General features: G+C 65.9%; 15 protein-coding genes and 1 pseudogene. 2 read left to right on the top strand and 14 right to left on the bottom strand.

All coding sequences use genetic code 11. From position 1 onward, the window contains the following. Nucleotides 1–78 precede the first annotated feature (78 nt). From AC6CID_RS24130 to AC6CID_RS24105, 6 genes and pseudogenes are all read right to left on the bottom strand, one after another. Nucleotides 79–735, bottom strand: a pseudogene (locus AC6CID_RS24130) (helix-turn-helix domain-containing protein); the annotation flags it as partial. A gap of 140 nt (nt 736–875) precedes the next feature. Next, nucleotides 876–1,451, bottom strand: a complete 576-nt coding sequence (locus AC6CID_RS24125; protein WP_220667076.1) for a hypothetical protein — start codon at nt 1,449–1,451, stop codon at nt 876–878. Between the two features lie 201 nt (nt 1,452–1,652). Next, nucleotides 1,653–2,477 carry an IS21-like element helper ATPase IstB gene (gene istB, locus AC6CID_RS24120; protein WP_192378530.1) on the bottom strand — a complete coding sequence of 275 codons (825 nt, stop codon included), beginning with the start codon at nt 2,475–2,477 and terminating at the stop codon, nt 1,653–1,655. After that, the gene (locus AC6CID_RS24115; RefSeq protein ID WP_220667075.1) at nt 2,474–3,829 is read right to left on the bottom strand and encodes a Mu transposase domain-containing protein; all 1,356 of its coding nucleotides are present in this window, start codon (nt 3,827–3,829) and stop codon (nt 2,474–2,476) included. The genes istB and AC6CID_RS24115 overlap by 4 nt, the downstream gene beginning before the upstream one ends. 135 nt (nt 3,830–3,964) lie before the next feature. Then, nucleotides 3,965–4,465: an HNH endonuclease gene (locus AC6CID_RS24110; protein ID WP_220667074.1), complete on the bottom strand. Its 501-nt coding sequence runs from the start codon at nt 4,463–4,465 to the stop codon at nt 3,965–3,967. Nucleotides 4,466–4,475: 10 nt separating this feature from the next. Beyond that, complete coding sequence (locus tag AC6CID_RS24105; RefSeq protein ID WP_498354608.1) at nt 4,476–4,916, bottom strand: hypothetical protein; 441 nt, start codon at nt 4,914–4,916, stop codon at nt 4,476–4,478. Nucleotides 4,917–5,288: 372 nt separating this feature from the next. On the opposite strand from AC6CID_RS24105, the gene mobF reads away from it, so the two are divergent. Both mobF and AC6CID_RS24095 read left to right on the top strand, forming a co-directional pair. Beyond that, nucleotides 5,289–9,566, top strand: coding sequence for a MobF family relaxase (gene mobF / locus AC6CID_RS24100; protein WP_498354609.1), 4,278 nt, complete (start codon nt 5,289–5,291; stop codon nt 9,564–9,566). A gap of 283 nt (nt 9,567–9,849) precedes the next feature. Then, the gene (locus AC6CID_RS24095) at nt 9,850–10,749 is read left to right on the top strand and encodes a hypothetical protein (protein WP_498354607.1); all 900 of its coding nucleotides are present in this window, start codon (nt 9,850–9,852) and stop codon (nt 10,747–10,749) included. Nucleotides 10,750–10,824: 75 nt separating this feature from the next. Here AC6CID_RS24095 and AC6CID_RS24090 read toward each other — a convergent pair whose 3' ends face one another. The 8 genes from AC6CID_RS24090 to AC6CID_RS24055 all read right to left on the bottom strand — a co-directional run bounded on the left by AC6CID_RS24090 (nt 10,825) and on the right by AC6CID_RS24055 (nt 18,711). Continuing rightward, nucleotides 10,825–11,418, bottom strand: coding sequence for a hypothetical protein (locus AC6CID_RS24090; protein WP_497151868.1), 594 nt, complete (start codon nt 11,416–11,418; stop codon nt 10,825–10,827). Between the two features lie 77 nt (nt 11,419–11,495). Beyond that, the gene (locus AC6CID_RS24085; RefSeq protein ID WP_482127418.1) at nt 11,496–11,966 is read right to left on the bottom strand and encodes a hypothetical protein; all 471 of its coding nucleotides are present in this window, start codon (nt 11,964–11,966) and stop codon (nt 11,496–11,498) included. A gap of 10 nt (nt 11,967–11,976) precedes the next feature. Further along, entirely contained in the window at nt 11,977–12,474 is a 498-nt protein-coding gene (locus tag AC6CID_RS24080) for a DUF4913 domain-containing protein (RefSeq protein WP_219130704.1), read from the bottom strand. Nucleotides 12,475–12,476: 2 nt separating this feature from the next. Next, nucleotides 12,477–14,441 (bottom strand): type IV secretory system conjugative DNA transfer family protein, encoded by a 1,965-nt coding sequence (locus tag AC6CID_RS24075; protein ID WP_498354606.1) that lies wholly within the window; start codon nt 14,439–14,441, stop codon nt 12,477–12,479. A gap of 13 nt (nt 14,442–14,454) precedes the next feature. Next, nucleotides 14,455–15,003 (bottom strand): hypothetical protein, encoded by a 549-nt coding sequence (locus AC6CID_RS24070; protein WP_498354605.1) that lies wholly within the window; start codon nt 15,001–15,003, stop codon nt 14,455–14,457. A gap of 14 nt (nt 15,004–15,017) precedes the next feature. After that, nucleotides 15,018–16,649, bottom strand: coding sequence for a VldE C-terminal domain-containing protein (locus AC6CID_RS24065; RefSeq protein ID WP_498354604.1), 1,632 nt, complete (start codon nt 16,647–16,649; stop codon nt 15,018–15,020). Beyond that, complete coding sequence (locus AC6CID_RS24060; RefSeq protein ID WP_064257208.1) at nt 16,646–16,960, bottom strand: hypothetical protein; 315 nt, start codon at nt 16,958–16,960, stop codon at nt 16,646–16,648. The genes AC6CID_RS24065 and AC6CID_RS24060 overlap by 4 nt, the downstream gene beginning before the upstream one ends. Continuing rightward, nucleotides 16,957–18,711: a putative type IV secretion/conjugal transfer ATPase gene (locus AC6CID_RS24055; RefSeq protein ID WP_498354603.1), complete on the bottom strand. Its 1,755-nt coding sequence runs from the start codon at nt 18,709–18,711 to the stop codon at nt 16,957–16,959. The genes AC6CID_RS24060 and AC6CID_RS24055 overlap by 4 nt, the downstream gene beginning before the upstream one ends. Between the last annotated feature and the right edge of the window lie 2 nt (nt 18,712–18,713).

Below are 18,713 nucleotides of genomic sequence, written 5' to 3'. Positions count from 1 at the left end.
GGTGGGCGAGTGTGCTTGTTCCAACTCTTCCTCCGGCGATGTGCACAATGCGAGCTGTCGACACGAGCCCGATTTAGAAGAGGATGCTCTGCTGGTCGCCGGGACGGTCACCTTCCCCGTTCCGCCGATCGCGGACTCGCGATCCCACAACAAGGTCTTGGTGACCTTGCCGACCTGCGAGATCAGCGCCCACATTCCCGACAGGATGTCCCCGCCCTGCCGCGACGGGATCATCGTGGCGGTGATGAACCTCGAGTACGCCAGCGTCATCACCAGCACCGGTGGCACCCGTTCCTGACCCGGGTGCCACCGGGATCCTCGTCTCCGGAAACCCTCCCCAAGCACTGCGTGCAGGGTGGTGCCCCCAGATCGCACTGGGGTGAGCCGGCCCGGCTCGTAGGACACCCGATCCACCGGATCGACCCCGACATATTCCGGCCGAATGACGCGGATCCAGTCTTTGAGGGTGGTCATCGAATGCTCCCACCTGATCCGTTCGGCGATCACCGTCGCCGGCATTCGCGGGAACTCCGCCAGCAGCTGCCGCACCTGCGGTTCGACCGCGTCCGCCAGTGACCCCCGCGGTTTTCGTTTACGCGTCGGTGGCCCGTCGGCTCGCAGCGCCGCCCGCACCGTATTGCGGGCGATCCCCATCCGCCGAGCGATCTCCTTGATCGGCAACCCCTCGCTGCGATGCAGTCGACGGATCTCTGCCCAATCCTCCACTGATCTCACCCCTCCAGCATCGGAGAGGGATCAGTTCCAATCCGTCGCTATGGGGTCATTCTCAGGCCGTCGTCGACAATCGTGTGCCGATCGCTGTTCCAGCGATTTACCGAATCCTGCACTTATGTTGTGTCCTTAGATCCGCCGGGCTACAGATGCCCGCGCTTCCAGTCGGATAGTTCGCGAGAGTGATTCCTGATGATCTTCTCTGCGATCGAAGCGAACGCCTCTTCGAGGGTGGCCTCATCGTCCTGGTATCCCGTGCCCCGGACCACAAATCGCGGCTGCTGATCACCATGCTGCCATTCCACCGCGAACTTGAACGCATCGATGCTCTCGTCATGCAGCAACCCGTGCTCATCTGGCGTGTAAACGTTCCTTACGCGAGGTGAGCTGCCATACGAAGGTGGGCTCCAGAACGACCCGTCCGGAAGTAGGAGATCCACAGCGAGGCCGTTACCCAGACCACTTCGCTGGTACCGCACCACATAACCTGCCGGTGACATCTTCTTGAGCCTGAACAGGCCGTCAGATGCTCCCACAACTACGCGTAGGGGGGTGATGCCCTTCTTCCCCAGGTAAGAGCGTAGGGAGGCAAAGAGGTTCTCGAAAGCCATGCGACCTGCACGTGCAGCCTGCCGCTCGAGTTCTTCTCGACTGGCTTGAGAGGTCGCCAGCGAGTCGCGGGCCTGTTGACGACGCTGAAGTGCTTCCTCGAAGTCCATCGCGGGATCCTATTAGGTGGCTGGTGTTCGCAATGTCATCCGAACGGGTGATTAATCGGATCGATCAGAACAGTGTTCCTTGCCAGTCCCCGGGGTTGGTTTTCGCGTGGAACAACGCGTCCTCGTCGTAGCCGTTGCGCTGATGAGGCTCAGCGAAGGTGCTCACTTGTGCTCGTCGAAAGTGCCCACTCGCGGGCGGGTTCACTGTAGCGGTTGTCGGGTGCCGGTGGTGGCTTGACGGAGCTTTTCCGACCGGGCGTGGTGGTCACGCAGCCGGTAGGAATCCCCGTCGAGGTTGAGTACCACCGACCGATGCAGGAGCCGGTCGAGCATCGCGGCGGCGACGGTCGTATCGCCGAGGACCTCACCCCACTCTCCGACACCCCGGTTGGTGGTGATGATGATCGAGGTCTTCAGATAGCGTTGCGCGACAACCTGAAACAACGCGGATGCGGCCTCGCCGGGCAGGGGTAGATAGCCGAGTTCGTCGATCACCAGCAGCGTCGGGCCGGCGTAGAACCGCATCGTCGTCGCCCACCGGCCTTCGATCGCAGCGCGGTGACAGCGGGCGGCCAGATCGGCGGCGGTGGTGAAGTAGGTGCGATAGCCGGCATGCGCGGCTGCTCGCGCCAAACCCACCGACAGGTGGGTCTTTCCGACCCCCGGTGGGCCGATGAGCAGGACGTTCGTCGCGGTTTCGAGGAACCGGCAGGTACCCAGTTCGGTGATCAGTGCCCGGTCGAGTCCGGGGGCGGCGTCGTAGTCGAAGTCCTCGAGACAGGCCGGGGTGGGCAGGCACGCGAACCGCAACCGCCCGGCGAGGCGGCGGGCTTCGGTGGCCTCGACCTCGATCGACAGCAGCTGTTCGAGGGCCGCGGTCATCGACAGTCCGTCCTTCTGGGCTCGGTCGAGCACCGACGGCAGCGCTTCGGCGGCATCGTGCAGCTTCAAGGTCGCCAGGTGACCGCGTAGCCGCTGATAGAGACTCGCCGTGTTGGTGGGCGTGGTGGCGTCGGGGGTGCTCATGCCAGAGTGTTCCTTCCGCGGGCGGCGCGCTCGTAGGCGGCCAGGTCGACAACCGTCGATCGCGGTGTCGTCGATGACAACTGACGGTCAGTGGTGTCGGTGCGCAATGCTGCTGCTGCAGTGAGGGCGTCGGGTCCGGGTGGGATGCGTTCCTTGCGGCGGTGTGGCCGGCCTCCGGCCATGGCGGCGGACATCGCGGTCTGGTCGAGGGCATGGACATGGCCGTGATCGCGCACGAGAGCGCCGGCCCCGTCCGGAGCGAGGCGGTGGCGGGCGACGGTGATGTGTGATGCGGTGACGATGTCGATCACCTCGTCACCGAGCCGCCGGGTGACGGTGACCTGCGCTGCGGCCAGTTCCGGGGGCACCGAGTAACGGTTGCCTCGGTAGGCCACCAGCGCCTGCCGTGACACGGTGCGGGTCTCGGTGACCGTCACCGGATACGGAACCGATGGCGGCGGTGTCAGGGGTTCGGTCGCGGCGATCGCCGCCACCGTCGATTTTCCTTCGGGGGCGCTCCGGGATCGGGTGTCGGTGCGCAGGCGGCAGAATTCGTTCAACCTCGTCTGCGCCTGCTCGACGGTGACCTCGTCCGGCAGTGTTCGCCACCATCTCTGCGCCGCAGTCAGATTCGCTTTCTCGACGACGCCTTTGCGGTTCCCGGCCCGAGGCGGGCAGATCGCAACCGAGACGCCGTAGTGTTTGGCCGCGCCGGCGAACGAGGCGGTGACCTTCCCGCTGTCGGGGTGACAGACCGTGGACATTCGATCGAACCGCCAGGTACGGGTCAGGCCGCCGAGTTCGCGGACGATGCGGTCGAGACCGTCGATCAGATGCGGTTGGGTCATCGCCGGGGCGAGGACCCCACGCCACCGCCCGGAATGCGCCAGCGATCCGACCAGCAGATATGCGGTCTTGCCCCACGCCCAGGAGACGGGCGGGTCCGGCAGCTCGAGCCAGTCCCATTGGGTTTCCGCCCCCGCCGGATGTTCGATGACCGCGTTGGGGCGGTCGGTCGCGCACGCGCAGGCTTGGCAGACGGGCCGGAGCTTGCGTTGCCGGATCTGGCGGGTCAGCGTCTGATACGAGGCGGTGTAGCCGAGGTTTTCGAGTTCGTCGCACAAGGTCCGCGCCCACAGGTGCGGATCCTCGGTCAGACGAGCGGTGACGTAGTCGACGAACGGCTCGAACGGATCCTCACCAGCGGGTTTACGGACCCCTGGGGTGGTGGTGCCGTTCAGATAGTTGCGGATCGTGCGCCGGTTTCGGCCGGTATGCCGGGCGATCGCCGAGATCGTCCAGCCTCGTTTGTGCAGTGCGTGGATCTCCACGTCTTCCTCCCATGTCAACATGAGAAAGCGGGTCTCCTTCGGGGTGCTGGTGCGTGGTCAGAGACCACCAGCATCGAAGGAGACCCGCCCTCATCGGCGGAGCCACACGGGTGAGCACTTTCGGTGAGCAGGACTGAGCAGGATCAAGGAGCGCCATCAGCGCAACGCTTCACGGACGGCGAGAGATCGCTCGTAGCGCGAGCGCCCCTGTCCATCGAGCAACGCGTGCCCGGACAGGCGGCCGAGAGCGATCGCGTAGCGAACGTTCTCGCTGTGTGTGGACTGCACCAGATGCTCCGGCCCGACACGCACGCACAGCGGCTCGTTGCATTTGTGCTCGCACACCACATCCGGTGCCAGAGGCCCGTGCACCAACTCCACCGAGAAGCGATGCGCAAGCATCGTGCGTTGCCGGTTCTCACGCTGGAAGTTGAACCGCCCGTATCCATCGGGCGCACTGATCGCACCGACCCAATACCAACACGTCGGGGACTTGACGACCTTCGACCAGAACGCCGCGATGTTCGTCTTCGACGGACGCAGCGAGTTGTCCACCACCCGGACCCGCTGCGGCCGCTCCTCCGACTCCTCAGTGACGATCTCGACGTCGAGATCTGGAAACCCGATGTCGAGCGCGGGCTCCCCGTCCTCACTCATGACGGCAGCATCACGACGCCGCAGGCACCGTCTGCTTGTCGTCCTGCTTGTCCTCGGACGAGGATGCAGCCGACTCAGCGGCATCGGCGACACCGAGATCTGCCTTGGCTTGCATGATGAGCGTCTTCGCCTCGCGGGTGCTCACGCCGAGCAGCGGTGCCAGCTCCGACGCCGAGGCGCTGCGACTGAACGTCACGATCGCTTCCGCGTACTCGCGCAGCAGCGACGATTCCTGCTCGCGCTCCTGCGGAGTCAACGTCTCCGTGCCGGCTTCCATCTCCCGCTGGATCTCGGCGATCTTCGCCGCATACTCCTCTTGAATCTTCTTGATGCGACGATCCCGGGTCTGCTCGAACCGCTCGATCTTCTTCAGCGGAGCCTGTGCCCGCGAGGCGACCGTTGCTTCGAGCTTGGACAGCTTGTCCGTCGCGTCGTGGATGGGGCCGGCCAACGCTTCCAGTTCCGCCTGTCGAGCGAGCAGTCGCTCCCGCTGACGGCGGGCGTTTTCCCGAACGTTCGGCGTCGTGTGCGGACGAAGTGAGCGGCGAGATGCCGAATGGGAAGTCGAGGCCATAGGCCGAAAGTGTAGCGGCTCGCGCCGGTCGCGGGGAGACCGACGACCGGAACCGAAGACACTCGACTGGCGTCCAGATCTGATCACCACACCGACAAACCGTGAAGCCCACATGCCTAACACACGCAGCTCCGCTGCTCGGACAGGACCATCGAGGCCCTGTCCGACCCTGGACCGAACTCAGTTCGGTCCAGAAAGCTTTACACACCTCATGCACTAAAGGTGCGACGTGGCATAATCGGCGCCGTGATGACCGTCCATAAGCTCAATGCTGGGGACGGCTATGTCTATCTCACCAAGCATGTTGCCAAGGGTGACGCGACCGAGTCCCGCAAGCCCGATGCGGTCGATTACTACCTGGCCAAGGGCACCCCACCGGGGGTGTGGTGCGGGAAACTCGCGGAGAAGGTTGGTGTCGAGGTCGGCACCGAAGTCACCGAATCCGCGATGCGTTCGGTGTTCGGTGCAGCGCGTACTCCGACTGCTTTGGATACCAAGCCCGGACCCGGAGCGTCAGTCGAAGAGCAGCTGAACTGGTCCCAGAGCACCGCCCTCGGACGGGCATTTTCGTGGTTTCAGAACAGTCAGGAGTACGTCCACGACGTTGAAGAACTGTGCACCGCCTACAAGGCGCAGCACGGCGAGTACCCGACCACCGAGACGAAGAAGGAGATCCAGTTCGCCACCGCCCGCAAGCACCTGAGCCGCGAAAGCGGAGAGCAGGCAGGACTGCTCAGCGATGAAGGTGTGTGGAAGTTCATCAACGAGCAGTACAACAAGGCGCGTCAGCCGGTGGCCGGCTACGACCTGGTGTTCACCCCGATGAAATCCATCTCGTTGCTGTGGGGCCTGGGCGACGCGCAGGTCAAGGCCGCAGTCGAAGAAGCACACAAGCAGGCCGTGGACGAAGCGCTGGAGTGGATCGAAGATCAGGTGATCTACACCCGCCGCGGTAAAGGTGGGGAGCGCAAGGTCAAGGCCGAAGGGCTGTTGATCGCCCGGTTCGATCACTTCGACAATCGCGCCGCGGACCCGAACCTGCACACCCACAGCGCCGTGCTCAATCGTGTCTATGCCGAAGGCCGATGGACCACCATCGACGGGTCGATTCTCTACAAGGCGAACGTGTCGGCCTCGGAGAAGTACAACACCCGCGTGGCCGATCTGGTGGCCCGCAAGCTCGGTGTCACCTTCGCTCCCCGACCGGATACGCCGCTCGGTAAGCAACCGGTCTACGAGGTCGAAGGCATCCCGGTGTCGCTGATCGAGGAGTTCTCCCGCCGCGCCGCGATCGAGGCACGCCAGGAAGAGCTGGCCCGCGACTACAAGACCCGATACGGCAAGAACCCCCCGAAGAAGGTGCAGTACGCCCAGGCGCAACAGGCCACTCTGGATACACGCAACGCGAAGAACCCCCCGCGGTCGCTGGCCGAGTTGCGGGCCGAATGGCGCGAGCGAGCCGAGGCGATTCTCGCCGGGGCCAATCCCGCAGAGCTGGTCGAATCTGTCCGCGGGGAACGGGATCGTCGACCGGTGTTGACTCCGCAGCAGGTGCCGGCCCTCGTCGACGAGGTCGTCGAGACGCTCTCGCACAAGGTCGGGTCGTGGACGGTGTTCTCGGTGACCGCCGAGATCGAAAGGCGACTGCGAGAGTTCAGTTTCACCGACGACGAGCAGCTACGCGCCATCCACGATGACGCACTCGAACTCGCCCTGCGCGACTACTGCCTGCCCATCGACATCGAGGAATACCACCTGCCCGAGCGGATCAGCGACCGCGTCGAACGGGGACGTCGGCGCAGTCTGCTCGTCGATCGCGCCCAGATGCGCTACACCGCTCAATCGGTTCTCGACGCCGAAGACTTCATGCGTCAACAGGCTCAGATGGACGACGAGCACACCGTGGATGACCGGATCATTCGCCGCACGTTGCGCCGGATCGAGCAGGCGAACGGCCACGAGCTCGGTGCCGATCAGCTCGCGATGATCACCCACTTCCTCACCGCCGGAAAGCGGGTTGCCGTGGCGGTCGGTGCGGCCGGTGCCGGCAAGACCACCGCGGCCACCGTGATCGCCCGGGCCTGGGAAGCGGTCAACGGAAACGTCATCGCTCTGGGGCCGTCGGCCCGTGCCGCCGAAGTGCTCGGTGAGGAAATTTCGGTGGAGGGACGCACCATCGCCGACGTGCTCACCCGCGATCGCGTCGGTATCCCAACGGGGATCAGCCGCGGTGATCTTCTGCTGGTGGACGAGGCCGGCATGGCCTCGGCCCGCGACCTGGCCGACCTGACCCGCATCGCCACCGAGGCCGGGGCGGTGGTGCGGTTGCTGGGCGATCCGCAGCAGCTCGCCTCCGTCGAAGCCGGTGGCGTTCTGCGTGATCTGGCCGATCGCACCAACGCCCCGTTCCTGCGTAAGGTCCACCGTTTCGCCACCGTCGGCGAGGCCGAGGCGAGCCTGCAATTGCGCAAGGGCGATGTGACGGTGCTCGAGTGGTACGAGCAGAACAGTCGCATCCGGCAGGGCATGGCGCACGAGCTGGCCGATCTGGTCTTCGACGCCTACGTCGCCGACGTCGAGGCCGGACAGGTTGCGTTGATGGTCGCTCCGACCAACGATCTGGTGCGCCAGCTCAACGAGAAGGCCGCCGCCTACTACCGCGCCAACGGCACCGTCACCGGCCCCGGCGTCGTCCTGGCCGACGGTCTCGAAGCTGCCGTCGGGGACGTGGTGGTCACCCGGAAGAACAACTCCAAGTACGTCGTCAAGGACTCCGACGGCAACACCTCGGGCCGAGTGAAGAACGGCGATCTGTGGACCGTGGCTGCAATCAGCGATGACGGATCGCTGCGGCTGCGCAACAACATCAGCGGCGGCCAGGTCACCGTCGCCGCCGACTACATCACCGACAACGTGCAACTCGGGTACGCGACCACCGTGCACCGCTCGCAGGGCATGACGGTGGGAAGCTGCCACGTGCTCGCCGGGGCGAACATGGATCGTCAGTCGCTGTACGTCGCGCTCACCCGCGGCAAGAACACCAACATTGTCTACGCCGCGAACGACGAGTTGCCCGACTGGGACTTCGAACATCGCCCCGATGAGCATCCCGGCGCGATCGGTCTGCTCGCGAAGATCATCGCCCGCGACGGTTCCCAGCGCACCGTGCACCAAATGATCGAGGACGAACAGCGCAAGGCCGCATCCTGGTCGAAGCTCACCAACACCTACATGCTCGCCGTCGGGGAGCTGTACGAGGACTACACCGAACAACTGCTGAACCGGATTCTCACCGAGGAGCAATTCGGCTGGGTGCACAGCCTCGGGGGGTGGGATCAGATCGTCACCTACGTCGCCCAGTCGGAAACTTTCGGCTGGGACACCGAGGCTCTGCTGCGCGAGGCCGCCGCCGTGATGAGCTCCGAAGGCAGGGCCGGCCGGATCGACACCGAGGCCAATTCCCCCGGCCAGGTCATCGCCCGCGCCCTGAAGACCCGCATCGACAACTCCGACGGAGCGCAACTGCCACGCCGCCGCACCGACGCGGTAGCCGCCTACCGCGTGCCTACACTGACCGACGCCGCGGCCCAAACGGATCCCATCCTCGCCGCCTACGCCCGCTCGTGCGAGCAGCAGATGCACGCGTTCATCGACTCCTACACCACCACCGCACTCGAACAGAACGCGCCGTGGATCACCGCAATCGGCCAGCGGGGAACCGATCCCCGGCGAGTGCGGCTGTGGGAGACCACGGTGCGGGAGATCGCGATCTCACGAGTTCTCACCGACGCCCCTGCCGACGAAAACGACCCGATGGCATATCTGCGCGAGGCACGCAAGACGACGATCGCGGCGAACATCGAGCGACTGAACCGGCCCGCACCGGCCACCGACGAGGTGGTCGGTCCGTACACCCGCTACACCGACGCCGAACTGAAATCGGCACGGATGGTCAGCCGTGGCCGGCTTACCGAAGACACCATGCTGCTGTCGTTGGCACACGAAGAACTGGACCGGGCACGAGGCGAGATGTCCGCCACCGCAGCGGTGGAGAGGTCCCTGGCACAGGTCGAGATCGACGAACGCAACATTGCAGCGGTGCGCGCCGCCCGTGCCCGACTCGATGCCCTGACCCGTTCCCCGCAGGCGAGCACGCAGCAGATCACCGCCGCTCGTGCTGCGGTGACCGCCGCCGAGCAGGCAGCACCCCCGGAGCGTCGCTGGCCCGTGATCGAACGCGGAGCACAGCACTACCGCGCCGCCGAGGCGGCCAAGGCCCGCGCCCGCGTCACCGACGATCAGGCCATCGGCCGGATCACCGACCGCATTACCCGACTCGAAGAATCGATCACCGCCGAACGCACCATCATCGGCCAGATCGACGCCGAGATCACCCGCCGCAAGGCCGGAGGAACCGACTTCACCACCGGCCACACGAGGACGCCGACACAGACGGACTCTGCGGTGAACCATCAGATCGACCGTGACCCGCTCGAACCCGACCACGGGCCAGAACGGGACCTGTAACCCCGGCGCTGCAACCCCGAACCCGAACGGCACAAGGAGAAGGACTATGGCGGACAACGACCAGAAGCGACGGTTTCTGCGCAACCGCGGACGGTCGGCCCCCGCACCGAAGCCCACGAATCCGCCAGCCTCGGACACTCCTGCCGGGGCCGGGGTTCAGGCGGTGCCACAGACAAGGCCGGCTAAGGCGCAAGCCAGCCAGGACGTCGTCGACCTCGTCGGGTTCCTCCGCGAAGCAGAGAATCGACGCGCTAAGGGCCAGCCGGCACCGACACCGAAGGGCATGAACGACGTTCTCGGAGCGTTCCGGGGACAGCCCGCCCACCAGATCACGATCCAAGTTCTGGCCGCAGCAGCGACCACACGCCACCTGGGTGCACCGACACACAACACCCGCAAGTGGGAACAGCTGGCGCAGCAGAACGCGGAACGACTCCAGGCCCTGCGCGCACAGCAATACCGCCAAGAACAGCACCGCTACGTACAAGTTCAGATGCCCCCGGACGAGATCCAGCGACGCATCGCCGGGAAAGAAGCTGCCGACCGGGACAACGACAAGCGGGCCTTCGACGCGGCCGCAGCCTTGGCATTGAGCTACGTCGCAGCCAAGAGCGTGCCCTCGTTCGACAAGCTCGCCGACCTGTCCGCTCAGCACCTCGCAGTGGTCGAACCCACCGCGGTCGTTCCCGACTCCGTGGCCGGATCCTTCGCTCACGCCGCCGACGCCGACACCGTAGAGATGAACTTCGAGAACTTCGAGAAGGACGCGGACAGTTCGCCTGCGGCCGACAGCCCCGATCCCCGCAGCGAACCGGCCGCTGCGGTCGAAGAAGATCACGAAGCGGATGTGTCCGACCAGCTCGAACGGGTCGAAGAACCCGCTCCCACGAACCGCGAGGATCTGGGCAGGATCGGGGCGGTGCTCGAATCCGCCGGCCGAGGTCTGGCTACCGCGGTCGGCCCGATCAATGGTGACGACGAAGTTGCCCCTCCCCTGTCACCGGTCAATTTGAACCAGCTCAGTCAGGAACTGGTCGATGCGATCGGTGCTGCGATGAGCAGTCATCCCCGGTCGGTGACCGAGATGCTCAACATCGAACGCCAACCCGACCACACCAACGAAGCCGCGTTCGTTCTTGACACCGGTGTCGAACACAGCCAGCAAACAACACTGTCGTACTGACGTACTGATCTGGCATCACGCCCGTGACAGCACTGTGGGGGCCACCGGACGGTGGCCCCCACAGGTGTCTATCGGTCAGCTGGGGTAGGTGTAGAGCGCGCAGATCGTGGCGGCGAGGACGAACACGCCGGTGCCCAGAGCACACAGCGCCATTGCGAGGGCCGTCAGCCAGTATTGGGCGGCTTTTTCCTTGAAGCTGCTGAACCACATCACCCCCGCAAGGCCGAAGACGGACACCAGTACCGCGCCCACCGCTACCACGGTGGCCCACCGCCCGTATCCCACGGCTTGCGCCACCAGGTCGGTGGTGTCGCCTGCCGGGACGTAATCCCACAGGACCACCAGGTCCCGGTCGAGATAGAACCAGCCGGCCACCACGATGAACACCAGGGTCGGGGCCGCGTACCGGACCCACCACCACCGGCTGCGAGGTGCATAGCGGGACAGTGCATCGAATGCTCTGCCCTGCACGTGAAGGGCGGGCACTCGAGGATCACGCTCGCGTAGTTCCTCGATCGCGGCCGCAGCCTGATAGAACGCCAGCTCCCGTTGATCGTCGCTCAACGACACTTCCCACTCGTCGAGCCATCGCTGCTGTTCGTCACGGATCATCTGACGCCACTGGTCACCGGCCGGTGTCAGATCCGGCTTGGGCAAAGTCAGTTTCATGCCATTTCTTCCCATCTCTCGTCCCGGACCGTCCCGGCCCAGGGTCATCGTGTCGTCGCTCGGATCACTGCTGTCTCTTAGCTGTGCTCGCTGATGATCTGTGTCTCCCGTTGTTCGGCTCGGGCGCTCGAACCATCCACGAACCGGCCTGTTCGTCTACGAACCATCGACGCGATCGCGTCGAGCACCAGGGTCGCCACCAGCGGAGCAACGATTACGCTGACGAACACCGTCGGGGGGACGGTGCGGAATATCAGGGTCTGACTTAGGTCCGGAATCATTGACACGCCTCCCAGCCCGATCAGCCCGCACACGATCGAAAGCGTCGTCGGGGCGAGCTGTCGATCACGGATGTAGTGTTCGCCGACGATTTCCTGACACCGGACTACGCGCAGGGCAACGACCCCGAGCTTCACCAGCAGGACGGTCGGTGCGAGCAGCAGGACTGCCCCCAGCATGAAACCGATGACGGGGTACGCCGGTGGTCCGGGCGGCGGGAGGACAGGGTCGATGGGCACAAGGGCGGGCGCGACGGTCTGGAGGATCAATCGCTGTCTCCTAGTTGTATTGGTCGAGGATTTCGTCAAGAACGTTGGACGGAACCGGGTCGGCAGGCAGGGCGGGCCAGCCCATGAAGCTGCGGTCGGCTTTGGCGTTGGCCATCGGTCCGGTGTCGCCGTCGAGGATGACCTTCAGATGCGGCTCGAGGTGCTGAATCCACCACGCGGACACCGCGGACATCGAATCCGACGCTCGTGCTTCCTCCCATGCCTGGTGTAGCGCGGTCAGTCGGGCCACGACCTCCGGGTATGCCCACCACCTCGCATCCCAGGACAGGCCGCCGTCGTTGTCACTGATCCGCCGGCGGATCACCGGCAGGAAGAAACCGTTCACCCAGTCGATGACATTCGCGTACTTCGGCTCTTTCTTCTCCTGCGGTTCCGGAGTGGAGCCGACTACTGCGGCCTGTTCCGGGTTCCACTCGTCGGCGGTGCCGTCTCCGGACTCGTTGCCGGTGTCCCAGCGATCATCGGTCGTGCGGGGCAGATTCACCATGTTCATTCCTTCGACATGAACTCGGACGTAAACAGGGCAGTGGTGCGGGAGGACTCCACGACAGGCGCGTCCACGACGCGTGGTTGCTGCGGACCCTCACTGCCTAGGCGATCGGACTCCCCCATCGGCAGCGCTTTTTGTTGGGCAGGGCCGAGCTGCTTGCTGTCCTTCGTCGACTGACGGATCGCCTCGGCGAACGGCGAGTTCCCCCAGAACGCCTTGCGGACCAGGATCGGGGTGGAGCCACCGATCGTCACCAGCGCCCGGGTTTTCGGCAGCGCCCGCAAGTCCCGCTTTTCGAAGATGGTTTCCTTCTGCCAGCTGCTCGACACACTCGCCTGACCGCTGGAGAAGAAGCCGGTAGGGCGGCTGCGGGACTCGGTATCGACGTAGTGGGTGCCGACGGCATCGACCAGACCCGACAGGAACGCATCGTCTTCGACATTGCCGCCGTACCAGACGACACTGCACGCATCGACCATGGACTTGAAGGCTTCGCGGCCCCAGACCTTTTCTCCCTGGGAGGGGGACTGGAAGAAGGTGATGAGGATGATGCCGCGGCCACCGAAGTGCGAGTACCAGCGGGGCAGGTCCTCGATCTTGCAGATATTGGCGGCCTCGTCGAGCACCGCAGTGAACGGGATCGGCATCCGTTCCGATTCCTGCTGCTCGGAGTATTCCTCGGCGCAGGTGAGGATCTGCCCGACCAGGGCACTGGAGATCGCCGAGGATGAACCAGGACCGTCTTTGGACAGCGCATACATCGTGTCGGTGCGGGTGACGAACTCGGCGGAGATGAACTCCGGTAGGTCGTGGACGTGCTCCCCTTCTGTGACGGTGACCCTGCCGGACTGATCAGTGCCGATGACGACCCGGCGGTTCGGCAGAACTGCTTCGGCATAGCGAGGCTCGTCCAACGGGGACAAGAAGCGCCGGGCCATGTCGTAGAAGCCGTCACGCTGCTTGGCGTTGACGGCCTGCTTACCGCGCATCGTGCGGGCCAGCTCCGGGTAGCCGTACTGCTCGAGCACGGCCGGGGGAATCTGCGACTGGGTGTTGGTCAGCCACTCGACCACATGCCGGATGTCTCCGCCGGCCAGGGCGGCGGCGAGCATGTAGGAGGCGAACAGATCGCGGGCGTTGCCGTCGAAGTAGGCATCGACACGGGCACCGGCGTCGGTGGCAGCGGAGATGAAGTAGCCGCATACCGCCGCGGCAGAAGGCAGGTCGGTGACGGTGCGCAGCGGGTTGAACCAGAAGCTCGCACGTTCTTGTCGGTTGCCGGTAGACACGCCTTGCAGGTCGAATACCCATACCCGTCCTGTTTCGCGGCGGATACCGACGGTGTGCGAGTACACATCGCCGCGGTTGGACGCCACCAGCGCCGCTCCGGGGGCGTGGCAGATCGCGGGAATAGCGAACGATGCGGATTTACCCATGCGGGCGCCGGCGAAGGCGATCGCCACGAATTCCCAGGTCATGCGCAGGGTACGATCCCCGACCACGGTGTGTCCGAGGGGGATGCCGAGGTAGCCGGGATGGGTCTGCGAGATGGCGGGGGCGAGCCGGTCGGTGGAGGCGGCGAGGTACTTCGGGTCGGCCTCGTCGACTTCTCGCGGATCGACCATCGTGCGGGCGAGGCGGTCGATGCGCTGTTCGAACTGCTTGCCCTTGACGGTCTCGAGCACCCCGAACCGGCGCAGCGCCCACCACCCGGCCCCGGTGAGAGCGGCGAGCAGGACCAGCTCGACGCCGAGGACGAGCGTCGCGCCCGCCGGCCAGCTCGTCGAGCCGAACCCCAGAGCGAAGAACAAGCCGATCGGATTCCAGGTGGGATCTGCTCCCCCACCGGTGTTGTAGGCGATCGTCGGCAGATAGGCCGCCACCAGCAGGGCCGGGAACGCCTTGAGGAACAGCTCGTCTGCGCCCGAGGAGGTGCGGGGTCGGTCGCGTCTGGTGTGTGCCATCGTGTGCCCTCTTCTACTGCTGGAATCGGTAGTCGGTCAGTCGCCACCCGTCGTCGGTGCGGACGATGGTGGTGCGCCACAGCTGCGGGGTCAGGCGGGTGCTGCGCCCGCTGGTGTGCAGCACCGTCTGGGTGCAGATCACGTCGATGACCACGGTGCGCATCCCGGCCGGGGCCTCCGGGGTGGTATCCGAATGGGCGCACACCGCTGTCACGGCGTCTTTCGCCGCCGCCCACTGCTGCCAGTCGGCATCCGGACGGACGTCGGCACGGCTGCCGGATTCGGCGACGGCGAGCAGGTCCCCGCCGAGATACGGTGTGGCCCGGATCAGGGCGTCGGCCTTGCTTTCGTCGATCGCGGGCTGCCAGGACAGGATCATCTGCATCGCGGTGATCGCAGTGTCGTCGGCGTCGATCTGCTGGGGTGAGAGCGGCTCGATCACCTGATGGTCGTCGCTGCCCTCATGGACGTGGTGCTCCTCGGCAGTGTCGCTGCCGCAGCCGGCCACTGCGACGGCGGCCGCGGTGCATACCGCCGCGATGGTGACTCGTGTGATCTGCACGGGCGTGCCTTCTTTCACTGGTTGCTCATCGCCCGGTACTGCGGCTGCGCGGCGATGATCTTGTCGGCGTAGGGGCGGGTCTGCACCACGTAGTCGGTGTGCCCGGTGGGGAACCCGCCGGAGTTCAGGACGGCGCCTTCGCCTGCGTTGTAGCCGGCCAGATACAGCTCGGTGCGCCCGTTCGGTGCGGAGACCACTCCGTCGTCGATCCAGCCGTCGATGGTGGCGGCGATAGTGCACATGTAGTGGCCTTGGGCCATGACGGCATCGCCGATGCTGTTCACATCGACCCGGCCGTCGCCGTCGTAGTCCTGGCCGTAGCTCGCCCAGGTGCCCGGCATGAACTGCGCCGGTCCCATCGCCCCGGTGACCGACACCGGAGCGGAGTCTCCGTGGCGGAAACCGTTCTCGGCGGCGAGCTGGGCGGCGAGCAGCGACGGTTTGATCTGCGGGCAGATCGACCCGGCCCGCTCGATCCACGGAACGAACTCCGGTGGCACGGTGCCGTCGGCGAGGTAGTCGCCCACCCCTTCCCCGGAGATGAGGCAGTCCGCCGCCATCGTGGTGGCGTTGCCGCTGCCCCCGGGCAGCGATCCCCACGAGACCAACCTCTCGTCGGTGCCCTGTCCGCGGACGGTGATGTGCACGTGGTCGAAGTGGTTCTGGGTTTCCGAGCCGCGGTTGTCCATCAAACTCGGGGCACCACCGACCGGGTAGTAGGTCTGCCGCCAGATCACATACTCGACGCCCAAGGCATCGGCATTGGCCAGCACGTAATCGGTGATCTCGTCCCCGAGAGCCACCCCGTCACCGGACCGGTAGTTCGCGATCATCGCATCGACGGCCCGGCCTTCGGTGTGGTCGGTGGCGTAGCCGCCGTCGGCACGCCATCCGCCGATGCTCGAAATACGGTCACCGAAGCGCAGGTGCAGAGCGCGGGCAAGTTTCTTCGCATCGACCTGCAGGCCCTGCTCGGAGCCGGCCGACGGCGGCAACGGCTGCGCCAAGTTCCCCTCCGGCGGGGCGGACGGCACCGCGGTGGGCGGCCCGGCCGGGGTCTGTCCCGGTGCGGGAGCGGAGTCGTAGTACGGCAGCGGGTCCACCGCTGCGGTGCCCCAGCCGCCGTGCCAGATTTCCCAGTGCAGGTGCGGGCCGGTCGATTCCCCGCGATTGCCCAGGGTGGCGATCTGCTGACCGGCGCGGACCTGCTCGCCGACGGCGACGGTGTAGGTGTCGATGTGCCCGTACACGGTGGATACGAGCTGCCCGTCGATCACGTGGTCGAGCACCACCCACTGCCCGAACCCACTGGCGGGACCGGCATTGCGCACCACCCCGTCGGCCGAGGCGTAGATCGGGGTGCCGATGGCTCCGGCCAGGTCGATGCCCTGATGCTCGGTGCCCCAGCGCTGGCCGAATCCGGAGGTGAAGGTGACGGTGGAGGGGTGGACGGGCTTGATGAACGAGCCCGTCGGTGCGAGCTTGTCGCCGGATCCGAGGCCGGAGCCGGGTCCGAGGCAGCTCGTGCCGGCGCGGCGGTCTTGTTCGTCCTGGATCCCCATCACCAGCACGAGGAGCAGAAAGAACGGAATGAGCGTGAGCGCCAGAATCAGTGCGATCAGGCCGGTACCCCCCTTGCCGTTCACCGCAGGCTCAGATCCTCAGCTGCGATGCCGTGCTTGCGTGCCAGCGCCCGGTTCAGCTCCTGCGCCAGCACCAGCTCCGCTTCCAACGCGGCGACTTCCTGCGGGGTGCGGCGAGGGCGCCGGCCGGAGCGGTTGACCCAGCCCCGCACCGTCGTCTCGGCCACATCCAGCTGCGCAGCGGCCGCTCGCGTAGCTGCGGTGAAGCTGACCCCGGCCTTCATGCGCCCCAGGACCGTCTCGATCGCGGCCTCACGGGTGAGGTCATCGACCAGGGTGTACCGACGGCGGCCGCGACGCTCCCGCCGGCTCATGCTGCGACCTCCTTGACTCGGTCCTCATCGGCCGCTCGCAGACGGGCATCGGTGTCGTGAATCCCAGAATCCTTTTCTGCCTGGGGCACCCACACCTTGAACGGGGTGCCCGGTGTTGCGCCTTCGCCGAGCTTGAGCAGGAAATGCCCGACACCGGCGGCGGTGCGCTTGCTCTCGACTGCACCGGTGCCGTCGTCGCCGGCGCTCTTGCGGCGTGCCTGGCGCAGCGCCTTGCGCTCCTCCACCGAGGAGGTGCTGTCGTTGGCCCAGCCGGTCACCATCGCCCGCTCAGCGCGAGAGAACTTCATGAACCGGCCGAGCCGGTCGAGTTCGGCCTCGGGAACCGGACCGACGATCCGGGCGCGGGAGCGTTCGATCATGCCCAGCGCCCCGACCTTTTCGAAGTCGGCGAGCGAGTGCGTGACCATCGTCATCGCCACGCCCATCGACCGCTGCAACCGCTGCACCGCATCCAGACGCGCCACCGCCGAGCTGCCGGTCTGGATCACCTGCCAGACCTCGTCCAAGATGATGTGCGCGGCAATCGACTTCGCTCCGGGCACCTTGTTGTCGGCCAGGATGTGCGCCGCTTCCACTGCGGCGAACGCTTCGTTCCAGCCGGCGAGAAGCACAGCGGCCCGCATCAGTTCGTCACCGGGCGGCACCGAGGACATGTCCAGGTCCACCATCGGTTTGGTGATGTCGATCCGAACGGTGCTGTGCCGGTTGAAGGTCTCCCCGAACCGGCCCTTGACCAGCGCGCGCAGCGAGCGCAGCAGCGGCTTGATCTGACCGCGGTATTCGTCGTCGGTGTCGGCCACCGCGTCGTCCATCAGTTCCTCGGGACCGGTCGAGATCAGCGTCAGCAGGTCCTCGAGGCGGGCTGCGTGATCGTTGTCGAACTGCGAGCCCGGGGCGTAGAGCAACCGGATCGCCGAGGCGAGCAGGGTTTCCTCGAAGTCCTTCAGGGGGCCGCGGCGGACGATCTCGAGCAGAGCACAGATCATGTTCAGCTGGCGGGCGTGCAGCGCGAACTCGGCCTTTTCCCGTTCGAGGGAACCGGCGGGCAGTTGCTCGATCGCATCGCCGATCGGGCCGCGATCGAGGGGGTTGATCGCGCCGGTGCCGTAGCCGACCTCGCTGACCTGCCCGCCGACCTGCTCGGTAAGCACCCGCAGGTCCGGCTTGACGTCACCGGGCACGAGCACCAACGTGCCGCGGGCGATGTCGCCGAGGGCGATCCGGCGTAGCAGCGTCGACTTGCCGAAACCGTTGAGCGCGCAGATGAAACACGACGGGGCGGTGATCGCCTTCATCTTCCAGGCATAGAGCGGATCGAACCCGACGGCCGCGCCGGTGGTCAGATGCCGACCCAGCGGAGTGCCCAGCAGCGGCGCTTTCGCGCCGACGATCCACGGATAGATCCCGGCGACCTGAACCGAGGTACCGCGGTATTCGACCGGGGGCATCACCGTCGACATCCGGCCCCCACCGACCCCGTCGAATCCGCGGGCATCGAGATCGGCGAGCGGGCGGTCGAAGCCGTCGGAATTGATCCGGGTCAACCGCTCGACCGTCGCCCGGCGACTGTACTGGCGGGTGACCAGGCTTTTCTTCCATGCCTTCTTGATGCCGGTTGCGGTGGCGGCCTGCTCTTCGAGACGGGACAACTCGTCGTCCGACAGCAGAGTCTTGGCGATCTTCTCCGCTGTGAGCAGCCGCGACGATCTCGTGGCGTTGCGTTCACTCATGG

The organism is Rhodococcus sp. GQ147 (assembly GCF_059759155.1).
Note: the sequence above shows the minus strand (reverse complement) of the source record. Positions and strands in the feature narration are given on the sequence as shown.